Below are 15,490 nucleotides of genomic sequence, written 5' to 3'. Positions count from 1 at the left end.
TGCGAGGCGAACGCCCGCCGCTCACGCTCCACGCAATGACGGCTGAGTGTCTACGACTTCCCCCACACCTCGTTCGCCACCTCCACCGCGAGGCTCAGCTTCGCCCACTGCTCTTCCTCGGAGAGGATGTTGCCCTCCTCGGTGGAAGCAAAGCCGCATTGCGGCGAGACCGCGAGCTGGTCGAGCGGAGCAAATTTGGCGGCCTCTTCGAGGCGGCGCTTGATGTCGTCCTTCTTTTCGAGCTCACCGAATTTCGAGGTAATGACGCCGACCACCACGACTTTGTTGCCCTTCGGCAGGTAGCGCAGCGGCTCGAAGCCGCCGGCGCGGTCGGAATCATATTCGAGGAAGTAGCCGTCGTAATTGGTGCCGGCGAGCATGGTCTCCGCCACCGGCTCGTAACCGCCCGAGGAAATCCAGGTCGAGCGGAAATTGCCGCGGCAGACATGGGTGGTGATCACCATATCGGACGGCCGCTCGGCCAGCGCATAGTTGATGATGCGCGCATAGATTTCCTGCAGACCGTCGGGGTTGTCGCCGCGCTCGCGCGCCTTCTGCAGCTCGTCCTGCGAGCAGAGATAGGCCCAGACAGTATCGTCGAACTGCAGGTAACGGCAGCCGGCGTCGTAGAACGCCTTCACCGCCTTGCGGTAGGTCTTCCCCAGGTCGAGGAAGAATTCCTCGAGATCGGGGTAGACCTCCTTCGAGATCGACTTGCGGCCGCCGCGAAAATGCAGCACGGCCGGCGACGGGATCGTCATCTTCGGCGTGACGTGCGCCGTGTCGGCATGCTTCTTCAGGAAGCGGAAGTGATCCAGCATCGGATGGTTGTCGGGGAAATCGAGCTTGCCGATCACGCGGACGGCGTCGTGGCGGGTCTCGACGCCCGCGAACTGAATGCCGGTTTCGGGGTGGAAGAGTTCGCACCCCGTCAGTTGGCTAAGAAAATCGAAATGCCACCAGGAGCGGCGGAATTCGCCGTCGGTCGCGAGCTTGAGGCCGATAGAGGCCTGCTTGTGCACGACCTTTTCGATCTCGAGGTCTTCGGCCTTGCGCAGGTCCTCCGCCGTGATCTCACCCTTCTCCAGCTTGGCGCGCGCTTCCTTGATGCGCTGTGGCCGCAACAGGCTGCCGACTTCGTCGGCGCGGAACGGTGGCTTTGTTCTCTGCATGGTCAACTCCCATCAAATCTAATGCGCGACGGCGCCAGCGACGCCGAGATAGCGTTCGAGCACGGCGGGATCGGCTTTCAACGCGCTGCTGGCCGCATCATGCACGATTGCGCCGCGTTCCAATATCACAACCCGATCGGCCAACCCCAGAATCTTTTGTGCGTTCTGCTCGACGATAACAGAGCAGATGCCCCCGGCCCGGGTGATGGTGCCGAGCGCCCGCAGCAGTTCCTCGACGATGATGGGCGCGAGCCCCTCGGTCGGCTCGTCCAGCAGCAGCACCTTGGGATTGAGGGTCAGCGCGCGGCCGATCGCCAGCATCTGCTGCTCGCCGCCGGAGAGCTGGTTGCCGAAATTGCTGCGGCGCTCCTTCAGCCGCGGAAACATCTCGTAGACCTTTTCCACGGTCCATGGGCCGGGCTGGGCCACGGCGGTCATGTTTTCCTCGACCGTCAGCGAGCGAAAGATATTGCGTTCCTGCGGCACCCAGCCGATCCCGGCCCGCGCCCGCTGGTCCGGGCGCATCGTGGTGATATCCAGCCCACCGAGCGCGATCGTTCCGCCGAAGCGTCGGGTGATGCCGACGATCGAATTGATCAGCGTGGTCTTGCCCGTGCCGTTGCGCCCCAGCAGCGCCAGCACCTGGCCCTCGCCCAGCGTCAGCGACATCGAGGGCAGCACCACGGCTTCGCCGTAGCCGGCGCGCAAGGCGTCGATGGCGAGAAGCTCAGGCATGGACCGCCTCGCCCAGATAAACCGCCTTGACCTGGGGATCCCGCGCCACCTCATCCGGTGGTCCCTCCACCAGCATGGCGCCATTGACCAGCACCGAAATCCGGTCGGCAAAGGAAAACACCAGATCCATATCGTGCTCGATCAGCAATACTGTGACGTCCCTCGGCAGGGCGGCGACGGCCGCTAGAATATCGTGGCGCTCGCTCTCGGGCACGCCGGCGGCGGGCTCGTCGAGCAGCAGCACCCGCGGTTTGGTGGCAATCGCGACTGCGATCTCGAGCAGGCGCTGCTTGCCATAAGGCAGCGTCGCCGTGCGCTCGTTCATCACGTCGAGCAAATGAAAGCGCCCGAGCGTTTCCGCGATCTCCTGGTTGACGTCGTCGCGCGTACCCATCCGGCGCCACCAGTCGCCGCCGCGGCCGAGCCGCTCGGACACCGCGAGCCCCACGGTTTCCAGCGGAGTCAGATCGGCATAGAGCTGATTGATTTGGAAGGTGCGCGACAGCCCGCGGAGCACCCGCTTGTGAACCGCAAGGTCCGTGATGTCATTGCCTTCCAGCAATATCCGCCCGGCATTGGGCTTCAGCACACCGGTCAGGAGATTGATGACGGTGGTCTTGCCGGCGCCATTCGGCCCGATCAGGGCATGGCGGGCGCCCTGCTCTACTTTCAGCGACAGGTCGCGCGTGACCCTCAACCCGCCGAAGGATTTTTCCAGCCCCCTGGTTTCCAGCGCGATCGTCATGGCGCGTCGCTCTCGGGAACGGCAACGACGGCCTTGCGTCCGAAGACCTGACGGATGACGAGGTTCGGCCCCCAAAGCACCCAGCGATGGATGCGCTCGCGGCCGACCAGCACCATCACCACCAGAACGAGGCCGATCCAGAACAGCCAGTATTGCGGCGTGATGGTCTGAAACAGTTCCTGCAGCATCTTGAAGACGACGGCGCCAATCAGCCCGCCATAGAGATAGCCGGTGCCGCCGATCACCAGCACCAGCATCAGATCGGCCGAGCGTTCGAACGCGAACACGTCGAGCGAGGCGAGCGCCGTGGTCTGGGTGAACAGCGCACCGGCAATGCCGGCGTAGAACGCGGCGATCGTATAGATCGCGATCAGGCGGCGGTTGACGGGCACACCGATCGCGGATGCCCGCAACGGATTGTTTTTGATTGCGCGCAGCGACAGGCCGAACGGCGAATTCACGATCCGCCGCGCCAACAGAAACAGCAGGAACAGCACGATCAGCGAATAGAAGAACCCGGTCTTGCCGAACATGTCGAACGCGAACAGGCCGAGGATCGGCTGCATCTCGATGCCCTGCAGCCCGTCGGTGCCGCCGGTGATGTTGGAGAAGCGCTCCGCCAGCGCTTCGAGCAACAGCGCAATGCCGAGCGTCACCATCAGCCGCGTCAGGTCGACGCCGCGGATGACAAGGAAACTGGTGAGGAAGCCGAGCACCATGGCGACGAGGCCGGCGACGACCAGCGCGATCACCGGCTCGTTGATGATGCCGTGCAGCGCCAGCAAGCCCGCCGAATAGGCGCCAACGCCAAAGAACGCGGCATGCCCCAATGAGACGATGCCGGCGTAGCCGAGGATCAGATCGAGCGACAGCGTGAACAACGCCAGCCGCAAGATATCGGTCATGATCAGATAACGGGACGGAAACAGGAACGCGCAGGACAAGGCAAGAATCCAGAACGCAATCTCGGCCGGGCGCCAGCGGGCGCGGGCGATGGCATGGGATGAGACGTCGGAGGTTGCGGTCATCTTGGACTCAACGCGCAGCGGCGCGGCCGAACAGGCCGTTCGGACGCCAGATCAGGATCACGATCATGATCGTGTAGATGACGAACGGTCCCATCTTCGGCACGTAATATTTGCCGGCAACGTCGCCGATACCGAGCAAAAGCGAAGCGAGGAACGGCCCGGTGATGCTGGAGGAGCCGCCGACGGTGACCACGATCAAAAAGTAGATCATGAATTTCAGCGGGAAATACGGATCGAGCCCGAGAATCTCGGCGCTCAGCGCGCCGCCGAGGCCGGCAAGGCCGCAGCCGAAAGCGAAAGTGAACGCAAACACCTGCGGCACGTTGATGCCGAGGCCGCTGGCCGCGCGCGGATCGTCGACCGCGGCGCGCAGGCGGCTGCCAAAACGGGTTTTCGACAGGATCAGTTGCAGCGCCACCGTGAGCAGGCCGCAGATCACGATGATCATCAGGCGGTAACGGCCGATGCCGACCCCGAAGAAATCGAACTGGCCTTCCAGCGCCGCCGGCAGCTTGATGAAGATCCGCGACGATCCCATGATGTAATCGACCGCCGCTACCGACATGAAGGTGAGGCCGATCGTGAACAACACCTGGTCGAGGTGGCTGCGGGTATAGAGGTGGCGGTAGAGCGTGCGCTCCAGCGCCACGCCTATCGCCGCGGCTGAGACAAAGGCGAGCGGAAGCGCCGCGAAGAACGGCCAGCCGGAATTGTTCACCAGCACCGCGCAAATATAGCCGCCGGTCATGGCGAAGGCGCCATGGGCGAGATTGACGAAATTCATCAGCCCGAGCGTCACCGCCAGCCCGCAGGCGAGCACGAACAGCAGCATGCCGTAGGCGACACCGTCGAACAGGATGGTGAATAGCGTGGTCATGGGGCGCCGAAGAACCTTTAGGACTCGTCATTCCGGGGCGGCGCAGCAGCGCTGAACCCGGAATCTCTTTGCAACAACCTCGAGATTCTTAGGTGCGCAATTGCGCACCATCGTTCGCGCTTTGCGCGCCCCGGAATGACGGCTTTGCCGTCACTTCTTCGTCTTGCCGGAATCTTTCACCGCCTCGAAGGTCGCGAACTCGACGTTATAGAGTTCGCCGTCGACCTTCTCGACCTTGCGGATGTAGATGTTCTGCACGATGTCGCGGGTTTCCGGATCGATCATGATCGGGCCGCGCGGGCTTTCCCACTTCATGCCCTTCATCGCCGCGACCAGCGCATCGCCGTCGGTCTTGCCGCCGGTCTTCTTCAGTGCCTCGTAGATCAGGCGGATGCCGTCATAGCCGCCCACCGCCATGAAGCCCGGGCGCTGGCCGAAAGCCTTCTTGTAGGCAGCGACGAATTCCTTGTTCGCGGCCGACGGATGCGCGGCGGAGTACATATGCGCCGTCACGGTGCCGAGCGCGGCGTCGCCCATGCCGTTGAGCAGGTCGTCATCCATCACGTCGCCGGGGCCAATCACCCGGATGCCCGCCTTGTCGAGCCCGCGCTCGGCATACTGCTTCATGAAGCCGCCGCCCTGCCCCGCCGGCACGAACACGAACACCGCATCGGGCTTGGCATCCTTCATGCGCTGCAGAAACGGAGCGAAATCAGGGTTTTGCAGCGGCACCTTCACCTCTTCGACGATCTCGCCGCCACCGGCGGTGAAGTTCTGCTTGAAGAAGTTCAGAGCGTCGTTGCCGGGCGCGTAGTCGGAGGTCAGCGTCGCCACCTTCTTGATGCCGTTCTTGGCGGCCCAGTCACCGATGATGGTCGACGACTGCGCCAGCGTGAAGGAGGTACGGACGATATAGGGCGAGCGCTCCGTGATGATCGAGGTGCCCGCCGCCATCACGATTTCCGGAACCTTGGCCTGCGTCGCCAGCGGCGCGGCGGCAAGGGCTGCCGGGGTCACGCCAAAACCCGCGATGAAATTGACCTTGTCGTTGACGATCAGTTCCTGCGCGAGACGCTTGGTATTGTCGGGAACCGCTGCGTCGTCCTTGAGGATGACTTCGATCTTCTTACCGGCGACGGTATCGCCGTTCTGCTGCATGTAGAGCTTGACCGCGTTGTCGATCTGCTTGCCGGTCGATGCCTGGCCACCGGTCATCGGCAGGATCAGGCCGATCTTGACTGTTTCCTGGGCGTGGGCCGGCGCAAGCGCCAGCATCGCGGCGACCGAGGCTGCGGCCAGCAATAGTTGACTGCGAATAGACATGAGCATCTCTCCCCCTGATCGGCCTTGTGCCTCGAACCGAGTCCCCGGCCCTTGATCTCACCATAACCCAGAATTTTCCGCCGGGTAGCACGGCAACATGGCGTCCTTGACCGTCCTTTTGTCAATCGGACCATGGGCGTGTCGCAGCGATGAAGCCCATAGCCGTGAAAGACACGATGGTACTATAATATGATCCGATGTCGCTGACCGCATGTCCCGCGGTTGCCGCCTATTTTGTACGATCGTACAAATGAAGTCCTGTCAACAAAGAACGGCCTCTCATCGGTTCCCCAAGACAGCGCCCTAAATCCATCATCCTTAAACGTCAAAGGCGTAACCTTCTGCCGATGCCGACCAGCGCGCGCCACATTGCCATGATCGCCACCGTTGCCCTCGCGGGCAGCGGCTTGAGCGGCTGTGGTACCATCAACGAGAAGGTCTCAGCCGGCGTCAGCGATGCCATTCCGGCCTGGGCCGGGGGCCTGCCCGCCGACGCGCCGCCGCGCCCGGGAACCGCGAAGTATGACGAGTACATGCGGGAGCGCGAGCGAAAACGCCTGATGCCGGCTTCCGAGCGCGACAAGGAGACCAACCCGGCTCCCGGGTCCCAGGATGCGGCGCGCTAGTCCATAAACACCACGGTCTTGCGGCCGTTGAGGATGACGCGATCCTCGAGGTGATGGCGCATCGCGCGCGCCAGCACGCGGCGTTCGATGTCGCGGCCCTTGCGCGACAGATCTTCCGGCGTATCGCGATGGCTGATGCGCTCGACGTCCTGGTCGATGATCGGGCCTTCATCGAGGTCGCGCGTGACGTAATGCGCGGTGGCGCCGATCAGCTTGACGCCGCGCTCATGGGCCTGGTGATAGGGCCGCGCGCCCTTGAAGCCCGGCAGGAACGAATGGTGGATATTGATGCAGCGCCCGGATAGTTTTGCCGACATTTCGTCCGACAGTATCTGCATGTAGCGGGCCAGTACGACGAGATCGGTCCCAGTGTCCTGCACCAGTTTCCAGACCGCCTCTTCCTGCTCGCGCTTGGTTTCCTTCGTCACCGGCAAATAGTGGAACGGGATCTCGCCGAAATCGAGCGAGCCATAGGTCTCGCGCGGATGGTTGGACACGATCGCGGTCGGGATCATTTCGAGTTCGCCGGTGCGCCAGCGATAGAGGATATCGACCAGGCAATGATCCGACTTCGAGACCAGCAGCATCACCCGGCGCCGGCTAGCGCGGTCGCGCATTTGCCACTCCATGCCGAAGCGATCGGCGATCGCGGTGAAACCGGTCTGCAAGGCCTGCAGTTCGACCGCGAGATCGGCGGCGGTGAACACCACCCGCATGAAGAATTTCTTGGTCTCGACGTCGTCGAACTGCTGGGCGTCCAGGATGTTCTGACCGTTATGGGCCAGAAAGGTCGACACCGCGGAAACGATGCCGGGGCGATCCGGGCAGGACAGGGTCAGGACGAATTGATGATCGGGCATGGCGCGGACTTGGCTACAATTCGGGCAGAAGGGTGAAACCTCGGATTTGCGGCCCTGCTCTATCACCGCAGAGGCGCTTGCGCCAATCCGGAAACCGGGGTCAGGATGAACAAAGCGCGAAGCGAAAGCGTTGGAGCGAGATCATGGCTGACAGACTGAACGGTTACCGCATCCTGATCCTGGAAACGCGCGAGGAAGCGCAGTTTTCCCGCCTGCTCACCGAGCAGGGCGCCGACGTGCTGCAATGTCCGATGTTCACCATCCACGACGCGCCGGATCCGGCGCCCATCGAAGCCTGGATCAGGCGGTCGATCGAAAAGCCGTTTGACGATTTGGTGCTGATGACCGGCGAAGGCCTGCGCCGGCTGATGAAGGTCGTCCGGCGCATCGGCGTCGAGCAGGAATTCATTGCCTCGCTCGGCAAGGCACGCAAATTCGCCCGCGGGCCCAAGCCGGGCAAGGCGCTGCGCGAAATCGGGCTGGAGCCGCAGATGACGACGGAGAAGCCAACCTCCGAAGGCGTCGCCGAGATGCTGTCGCGGCTAGACCTCAGCGGCCATCGCGTGGGCCTGCAACTCTATCCCGACAAGGATCACAGCGTACTGATCGGCGCGGTCAAAGCGCAAGGCGCCGAGGTCGATACCGTGCTGCCTTACGTCTACGACGCGCAAGCCGCCGACGCCAACATCATCAGCGCGATCGACGAGATGGCGGCTGGCCGCATCGACGCGATCGCGCTGACCAATCTCGGCCAGGTCCGCCGCCTGATCGAAGTCGCCCGCGCGCGCGGCTGCGAGGACCGGTTACGCGCCGGGCTCGATCGCACCCCGATCGCTTCCGTCGGACCGGCGGTATCGGATGAACTTAAATCCCACGGCCTGCGCACCGATATCTATCCGGCCGAGGACGCCTTCTTCATGCGGCCGCTGATATCGGCGATGGCGGCAGAGCTTGGCAGGAATCCGCCGCGCGCGGCTGCGGGAAACTGACGAGTTCAACCATAATCTGGATTACTCGCGACCGGCAAAACGTCCGCTTTGCTGCTGAAAGCGGATATTACGCGCTGATCTCCGCATGTCCGGGACGTGCCAAGCTAGCTGACCTGACGACACGGCTAAGGAAGGTCCACCTTACCCGCGATAACGGAAGTCACGAACTGACTACAGCTACTTCCATACTACCGTCAGCGATTAATATCTGACGTGAACTGGCTCACAAATGGACGATGGCGCCAAACTAACGCGCACGTACGCAGGCCCGGGCCCTTTGGCGGATGTGCGCTAGTGCGATCACCAGGTTCGGGAGAGCGTCGAACATCGACGTCCATCGCGCTTTCCAATGATCCCAAAAACGATTAATCTCTTCCTCTTCACGCAATTCAGAAACCTGATCGGAGAATAAGCCACACGATAATTAGATGGAGGAACCAATGGTGAAGAGAGCGATTACGCTCGGCGGCGGCGGTCCCGCAGCCGGCCTGCACATCGGGGTTCTGGAAGCTATTGCCGCTGCCGACATCAAGCCGAAGATAACGTTTGATGTGTGGGCATTGTCCTGCATCGGCGCCTGGGTTGGCATTGTCTACAATCAATTCGGCGATGAAGTTGAAAACAAAGACAGGGCCGAGCTGACCTATCAATTCTTCAAGAATGGCGTTTTTCGGGACGACGAAAGCTATGAGCGCTTTCCGATCAATACGGTATTCGGGCCCGCTTGGCGCAAGCAACATAAAGCCTCTGAATAACTTCGTCACCGACCGCGACGACTATAAAGGCTTCCTCTGGGACCCGTACATTTCCGACTAAGCAAGAAGACCCAACGATGTCCCTGAAGAGGCTTAGGTCGGAGGACTATCAACGTATCGAGCTGATCACGCGGACAGCATCCGCCGTCCTGATCGACGGAGCAAGAATCCTCAAAAGCATTTCGAGGTTCTGCGCTACCTGGAGCTGTAGGTCAACGTTACGTCTGAGTAGGAGCAAGTTATCATGCCAAACCTTAAATATTACGTTGTGAGCACGGACAGAGATCAGCTCCAGATTTTTTACGGCAGCAAACCGCCAGATAAAGAGCCGGAGAACGAGCTTGAAGCCGACGAAACGGCCTTCAGGGAGCGATGGGTCCCCCGGACCTGGACGATCGTGCATTCCTGTGACGATGAAGAAGCAGCGAAAACGAAGCTCCAGGAAGAACGCGTGAAACTGTCTGGTCAGAAGGAAGGCGAAGCGAAGGGCAAGAAGTGAAAGCCATAGCTCTGGACGGACCAGGAAGGAGCACACAATGGGTGACGCTCAACGATTGGGAGTTGATTGGACACAGCAGCAGTGGGGGGCCATCGACGCGGCAGTCGCATCGGAAGTGAAACGCGTTCGGGTCGTGGAACAAGTGATTCCGACGACGAAAGTCGGTGCAAACGACAAGACAGTCGCCATTGATCGGATCGACGCTCTGACGCGCACCATCGATGACGTGACGACGATCCCGCTACCCGAGATCTCGGTCCAGTTCTTCTTGGATAAGCAGCAGGTCCAGCAACCCGAGCTCACGCGCGCACTTTCATTGGCTCGACGCGCCGCGAGCGATTTTGCTCGCATCGAGGATGAGGTACTTCTTCGCGGCCTTGCAGTCGTTGCTAACGGCTATCGGCCAGATGGTCGTGCTCTGCCAAGGCGCGCGGATATTCAACGCGGGCAGGACCGCGCGAACTATGATGGCTTGGCTGGTAGTGCTCGCAATGTCGCCTACGGCCCGCGCCGTCGGCCGCATCAGCTAGTGAATGCTACGGGGGGCGGATTCGGTTACGGCCCCCTCATCGTTTCGGCTGTAGCCGAAGCGATTGTCATTTTGGAAGCAGCCGGACACATGGGGCCATATCACCTGATTCTCGGACGCGATGCTTTCATCGCCGCCCTCACACCGAACGCACCCGCTCTGGTACTTCCAAAGGACCAGATAGAGCCTCTTTTGGCATCGCCCATTCGACGTTCCCCGGCGCTTGATGCGGAAGAAGGAGTGCTTGTTTCGGTTGGAGGCGATCCTGCAGACCGAGTCGTTGCTGTAGAACCAACGCTGCGCTTCATCGAAACGACCGCGCAGGATCGGTACCGCTTCCGACTCTACGGCGTGCTCGCGATGCGTCGCAAGGAGCCGGAAGCCGCGGTGCGGCTGTTGTTCCCACCATAGCGCCACACAACGCAGTGCAAGCGACAACTCGTGTAGTTCAAAAACTCGATCGGAGAACGTTCAAATTGAGGCACGCAACAGATTAAATGGAGGAACCAATGGTGAAGAGAGCAATTGCGCTTGGTGGTGGTGGGCCGGCAGCAGGGCTGCACATCGGGGTTCTGGAAGCTCTTGCCGACAACGATATAACGTTTGATGTGTGGGCATTGTCCTGCATCGGCGCATGGGTTGGCATTGTTTACAATCAGTGGGGTGACAACGAAGATAGGGTCGAAAAGACTTATCAATTCTTCAAGAATGGAGTTTTTCGGGACGACGAAAGCTATGCGCGCTTTCCGATAAACACCGTTTTCGGACCGGATTGGCGCAGCAATATCAAGGCTCTGAATGACTTCGTCACCGACCGCGAAAACTATAAAGACTTCCTATGGGACCCTTACAAGATGATGGATGTCTTCCAGGACTCCATGAAGATTTTCTTCGATCAGTTCCCTGACCGGTATCAAAAGAGGAAATTCACAAAATTGGATGAAGGGGATTTCAATAGATGGATTCTCAACCAAGCGATGGCGACCAATCCCCTCGTCCGTTACCTCACATCGATGATGTACTTGTCCAATGTCAACGGCCTGTCCAGGATCAACTATCCTGATAGCGAGTTCATGAAGAGCATAAATTTCGCGGAGCTGGAAAAGCAAGGAAAGCCAGCCATCTTTCACAACGCGTGGAATCTCGACGAACGGAAGCTCGCGTTGTTTTCCAATCGTGAAATGAAAAAAACGAAAGAGTACAAGGGTTCTATCGATGCACGCTCTCTTTGTGCGTGTTCGGCTCTCCCCTTCGTCGAGGGAACCGTAGAAATCGACGGGGTTACCTACTGCGAAGGAGCTTTGGTCGATACGGTCAACTTCTGGAGCTTACTCGAGGAACACTCCAATCTAGACGAAATATGGGTGAGCAGGATCGTCGATTCGAAGCAAATCCGAAAACCGGAAAATCTTCATGATGCCTTGGCAAATCTTTGCCAATTGTTTGCAGCAACCGTGGGCGAAGATGACGTCAAGCTGTTCAAATACCATGTCCGGTATGACAATCCGGGAACAGGGAAAGAATGGAACGGCACAGTCGTCGAGATTCACGTGCCGGGGCACATCAATTTCAACTGGAATCACAGCAATCTGGATAACGGGCGAAAGCTGGGGAAAGCCGCTGCGGACCAAGCAATTGCAGTGTATGGCAGAGAGATAAAGGAAAAGCCGCACAACAAGCCATATTTTATAAACGAAAATCCGGAAGAGAAAGACAAGGACGAATGGCTAGCGCTGCTCAAGAAACATGATGAATATGTAAAGCGAGCGGCTCTGCAAAGCCAAGGTAAACAGCAGCTCTAAGACCAAATTGCTGTAGTCCAGGTAACGTCACCTCAACCGGTCGAGCAAAGTCTCTGCCTGCTTTAGATCTTGTGTGTCGAAGCCCTCCGTGAACGAGGCGTAGATCGGCGCGAGGAAATTGAGCGCTTCCTCGCGTCTGCCCTGATCGATCCACAGCGCGGCACGGTCCGTTGCGGCTCGAAGTTCAAGCGTCTTGGCGTGTTGGCTTCTTGCCGTGCTTAATGCCTGGTCGAGCAGTGCCTGCGCTTCGGCTTCGACGTCTGGTCGGCCGCGGACGACCAGCACCCGTGCCTTCAGCCGATACAATTCGGCCTCCAAAATTCGTTCGCTGTTGCGGCTGGTTGTAGCGAGGCCGTGCTCGACCAATTCCAGCGCGGCCTCGTAGTCGTGATCGATCAACAACGGCGGGCACAAAAGCACGTCGAGCGCAGTGGTAGCCAGCTGATAACCTGCGCTACGATATTCGTCCAGCGCGGCACGGATCTCCCCGAGTGCGCTGGGTGAAGGATCGAGCGACGCTACGCATATGCCCCGAATGGCGCGCGCCAGGCGCCATTGCCGGAATCCATGCTCCTCCGACAGGGCGATACAGCGTTCGGCATGACCTTGCGCAGTCAGGAACTCGCCGCGAAGCGCGTAAATAATGCATGCATAGTAACAAGCATACGCCTGCGAATGCGGATGACCGATGGCGTTGGCACGCTGAATGGCAGCGTTCATTCGCATAATTGCCGTATCGGCGTGGCCGAGCAGCCAGAGGGCCCACGACATCAGCGCCAGATCGGCCACGCCGGCATCCTGGCCGGCCGCACGCGCCGCCAGCCTATCCTCCTCGCTGCTGGCCTCGAATGCTTCGTAGGCCCGTTCGATCGCTTCATGGGCACCGGTGAGACGTCCCATGAAAAGGCGGATCATCCCCTGCCCGCGCATCGCGTTGAGCAACGCCGGTCGATCGTCGCGCGCTTCGGCGAGTTGGAGCAGGGCTGCGATCGTTTCCTCGGCCAGCGGCAACTCACCGCGCATTACGCTCGCCGTGGTCAACCAGAACATCACCTGGTGTCGCTCGGGAGGGTCTCCAAGGCGCTCGCACAGCTCGCGCGCGCGGGTGAAGGTTGCCATCGCCTTGTTCGAGGCCGGCCCTTGGGTAGCGATCAGGCAGGGCCCGAGAGCGAATTGGAAGTCAAGTTCCAACCTGTCCTTTCGCGCGCTGTCAGGCAGATGGCCCAAGGCCTCGATACCTCGTTGCAAATGCGCGATGGCCTCAAGGTTGGCCGAGCGCATCGCGGCCTTCCTGCCGGCCTGCAGCCAATATGCCTCTGCCTTTTGGAACAGCCCGGCCTCCGTCAGATGATGCGCGAGAGTTTCGGGTTGAGTCTCCACGATTTCCGGGAACCGTTGCTCGAAGGCGTCTGCGATTGTGGCATGCAGCGCTGCGCGTCGGCTCTTCAGGAGCCCCGAGTAGGCAGCATCCCGCACAAGCGCGTGCTTGAAGGTATAGACCGCCTGGGGTATCTCGCCCCGGCAGAATATCAACTCCGACCGAACCAACTGGGCAAGCGCCTCCTCAAGTCTCTCTTTTGGCAACCCAGCTACGGCGCTCAGCAGTTCGTAGGAGAACTCGCGACCCACCACAGCGCCGATCTGAGCTACCTCCCTCACCGGAGCCAATCGATCGAGCCTCGCCATCAGCGATGCGTGCAATGTCGTCGGAATCGCCATCGAGGGCAGAGGACGGTTGAGGACGTAGTGATCGTCCTGCTCATGTAACAGCCCGGTTTCGAGCACCGTCTTGGTCAGCTCCTCCACGAACAGGGGCACGCCATCGGTGCGGGCGAGGATCTGGTCCATTACCTCCCCGGGGAGCGTTTTGCCGGCGGTGACGCGCTCGATTAACGCCGCCCCGTCGCGCCGGTTCAGCCGCGTGAGCGAGATCGTCGTCACATGTGCATGACCTGGCCAGGGCGGCGCGAACTCGGGCCTCGCGGTGATGAGCAGTAGCACCCGAAGCCGCGGTACCTGTTCCAAGGTCATCGTGAGCAGCTCCAGCGACGTCGGATCCGCCCAATGGACATCCTCAACAATGACAAACACGGGCTGTCGCGCCGCCAAGCCATTGAGCTGAGTCAAAAACGCCGCCAATGTTATCTCCTTGCGCTTCTGCGGGCTCAGCTCTGGCATGCGGTAACGGTCACTGGGTGGTATCGACAGAAGGTTGGCCAGAGGTAGCACGACGCGGTCGGCATCAGCGCCGGACCGCACGAGCAGCGCTTCAAGCTTGGCGAACTTCTCCGCCGGCGGGTCGCTCCGCTCGAACCGGGCAGCCCGTTCGAGCTGGCGGATGAATGGATACAGCGCACTGTTAGTGTGGTGCGCCGAGCAGAACTGGCGCACCGTGATGTGCGGTTCGGCGTGGAGCCGCTCGTCAAGCGCTAAAGCAATGTGCGACTTGCCGATACCGGGCTCTCCGGTGAGCATCACGGCGCAACCTTCGCCACGCTTGGCGTGCTGCCAGCGACGCAACAGCATCTCGATTTCCTCGTCACGCCCAATTGGCGGCGCCAATCGGGTTTTGTGCTGTGCCTCGAAACGGCTTTCCACTTCGGTCGTTCCCAGGACCTGCCAAGCTGGTATTGGCTCCGCCCATCCTTTAAGCGCGACAGGACCGAGATCGCGGTATTCGAAATGCCCATCAGTGAGTCGGTGCGTACTCTCGGAAATCAGCACGGTACCGGGACTGGCGAACTGCTGCAGGCGCGCAGCTAAGTTCGGCGTCTCGCCGATGACCGTCTGCTCTTGGGCCGAGCCTTCGCCGGTCAAATCGCCCACGACCACCATGCCGGTAGCGATGCCAACGCGAACCTGCAGCTCGGTGGCGGGGTCCGTCCGGAGCTTAGCCACGGCATCGACCAGCGCCAGCCCGGCGCGTGTCGCCTGTTCGGCATCGTCCTCGTGCGCCTGAGGATAGCCGAAATAGGCGAGCACGCCATCTCCCATGTACCGCGCGATAACCCCGTCATTCTGGGCGACAACCTCTGCGATGCAGCGGTGATAGGCGCCCATTACGGCCCGCAAGTCCTCGAGATCAAGGCGAGCCGAAAGGGCCGACGAGCCGACCAGATCGCAAAACATGACTGTAAGTTGACGCCGCGCGGCGTTGTCCGCCGACGCCGGCTTGGTGCCTGTTCGAGGTGTTCGCGGAACCTCTCCCTGAAGTTCTGCGATCGCGCGCAGCATCTTGCGGCGATGCCCAAGCAGAACACCCAGGTCCTTTAGATCCTGCTCCGTGAGATCTCGAACGACTGAGAGGTCGATGGCGTTTTCGCGGAATCGCTCGGTGTACTCGCTCAAACCGATCGATGCTAGCCACTCTGCAATACCCGTCATGGTATACCTATGGCGTATACAATGAGAATAGCACATGGGAGAGCCTTGCGAAGGCACATCTGTCGACGGAAGCGCCGACCGCCGGACGTCTGGTTCAGCGTAACGCAGTGGCCCCGGCGAAAAGTGGACTCTGCCAAGCGCGATGTCTGTTAGGGGGTCGATTCTG

General features: G+C 60.6%; 14 protein-coding genes. 6 read left to right on the top strand and 8 right to left on the bottom strand.

What is annotated here, in order from left to right; genetic code table 11:
- Positions 1-50: 50 nt before the first annotated feature.
- The 6 genes from LMTR13_RS10995 to LMTR13_RS10970 form a co-directional block, all read right to left on the bottom strand.
- Positions 51-1,172: a cobalamin-independent methionine synthase II family protein gene (locus tag LMTR13_RS10995; RefSeq protein ID WP_065727891.1), complete on the bottom strand. Its 1,122-nt coding sequence runs from the start codon at positions 1,170-1,172 to the stop codon at positions 51-53.
- Between the two features lie 18 nt (positions 1,173-1,190).
- Positions 1,191-1,907 carry an ABC transporter ATP-binding protein gene (locus LMTR13_RS10990; RefSeq protein ID WP_065727890.1) on the bottom strand — a complete coding sequence of 239 codons (717 nt, stop codon included), beginning with the start codon at positions 1,905-1,907 and terminating at the stop codon, positions 1,191-1,193.
- The gene (locus LMTR13_RS10985) at positions 1,900-2,652 is read right to left on the bottom strand and encodes an ABC transporter ATP-binding protein (protein WP_065727889.1); all 753 of its coding nucleotides are present in this window, start codon (positions 2,650-2,652) and stop codon (positions 1,900-1,902) included. Before LMTR13_RS10985 ends, LMTR13_RS10990 begins: the two co-directional genes overlap by 8 nt.
- Positions 2,649-3,680, bottom strand: coding sequence for a branched-chain amino acid ABC transporter permease (locus LMTR13_RS10980; protein WP_065727888.1), 1,032 nt, complete (start codon positions 3,678-3,680; stop codon positions 2,649-2,651). Before LMTR13_RS10980 ends, LMTR13_RS10985 begins: the two co-directional genes overlap by 4 nt.
- A 7-nt stretch (positions 3,681-3,687) precedes the next feature.
- Complete coding sequence (locus LMTR13_RS10975; RefSeq protein ID WP_065727887.1) at positions 3,688-4,557, bottom strand: branched-chain amino acid ABC transporter permease; 870 nt, start codon at positions 4,555-4,557, stop codon at positions 3,688-3,690.
- A 150-nt stretch (positions 4,558-4,707) separates the two neighbouring features.
- Positions 4,708-5,832: an ABC transporter substrate-binding protein gene (locus tag LMTR13_RS10970; RefSeq protein WP_418219791.1), complete on the bottom strand. Its 1,125-nt coding sequence runs from the start codon at positions 5,830-5,832 to the stop codon at positions 4,708-4,710.
- Between the two features lie 395 nt (positions 5,833-6,227).
- Between LMTR13_RS10970 and LMTR13_RS10965 the strand changes: the two genes are divergently transcribed.
- Complete coding sequence (locus tag LMTR13_RS10965; RefSeq protein ID WP_065727886.1) at positions 6,228-6,506, top strand: hypothetical protein; 279 nt, start codon at positions 6,228-6,230, stop codon at positions 6,504-6,506.
- Here LMTR13_RS10965 and purU read toward each other — a convergent pair.
- Positions 6,503-7,366, bottom strand: coding sequence for a formyltetrahydrofolate deformylase (gene purU / locus LMTR13_RS10960; protein ID WP_065727885.1), 864 nt, complete (start codon positions 7,364-7,366; stop codon positions 6,503-6,505). The two genes, LMTR13_RS10965 and purU, sit on opposite strands and share 4 nt — an antisense overlap.
- Before the next feature lie 143 nt (positions 7,367-7,509).
- On the opposite strand from purU, the gene LMTR13_RS10955 reads away from it, so the two are divergent.
- The 5 genes from LMTR13_RS10955 (at position 7,510) to LMTR13_RS10935 (ending at position 11,940) form a co-directional block, all read left to right on the top strand.
- The gene (locus tag LMTR13_RS10955) at positions 7,510-8,355 is read left to right on the top strand and encodes a uroporphyrinogen-III synthase (RefSeq protein WP_065732599.1); all 846 of its coding nucleotides are present in this window, start codon (positions 7,510-7,512) and stop codon (positions 8,353-8,355) included.
- Between the two features lie 440 nt (positions 8,356-8,795).
- A complete protein-coding gene (locus LMTR13_RS10950) occupies positions 8,796-9,110 on the top strand; it encodes a patatin-like phospholipase family protein (protein WP_236843350.1) in 315 nt (104 codons plus the stop codon).
- A 244-nt stretch (positions 9,111-9,354) separates the two neighbouring features.
- Positions 9,355-9,609, top strand: coding sequence for a hypothetical protein (locus tag LMTR13_RS40550; protein ID WP_156795551.1), 255 nt, complete (start codon positions 9,355-9,357; stop codon positions 9,607-9,609).
- 37 nt (positions 9,610-9,646) lie between these two features.
- Positions 9,647-10,549, top strand: coding sequence for an encapsulin (locus LMTR13_RS10940; protein WP_065727882.1), 903 nt, complete (start codon positions 9,647-9,649; stop codon positions 10,547-10,549).
- 98 nt (positions 10,550-10,647) lie between these two features.
- Positions 10,648-11,940, top strand: a complete 1,293-nt coding sequence (locus tag LMTR13_RS10935; RefSeq protein ID WP_065732598.1) for a patatin-like phospholipase family protein — start codon at positions 10,648-10,650, stop codon at positions 11,938-11,940.
- Positions 11,941-11,967: 27 nt separating this feature from the next.
- On the opposite strand, the gene LMTR13_RS10930 is transcribed toward LMTR13_RS10935, so the two are convergent.
- Positions 11,968-15,324 (bottom strand): AAA family ATPase, encoded by a 3,357-nt coding sequence (locus tag LMTR13_RS10930; RefSeq protein ID WP_065727881.1) that lies wholly within the window; start codon positions 15,322-15,324, stop codon positions 11,968-11,970.
- Between the last annotated feature and the right edge of the window lie 166 nt (positions 15,325-15,490).

The organism is Bradyrhizobium icense (assembly GCF_001693385.1).
GTDB lineage: Bacteria > Pseudomonadota > Alphaproteobacteria > Rhizobiales > Xanthobacteraceae > Bradyrhizobium > Bradyrhizobium icense.
The sequence above is the reverse complement of the archived record's forward strand: the minus strand, read 5'-3'. Positions and strand labels throughout refer to the sequence as shown.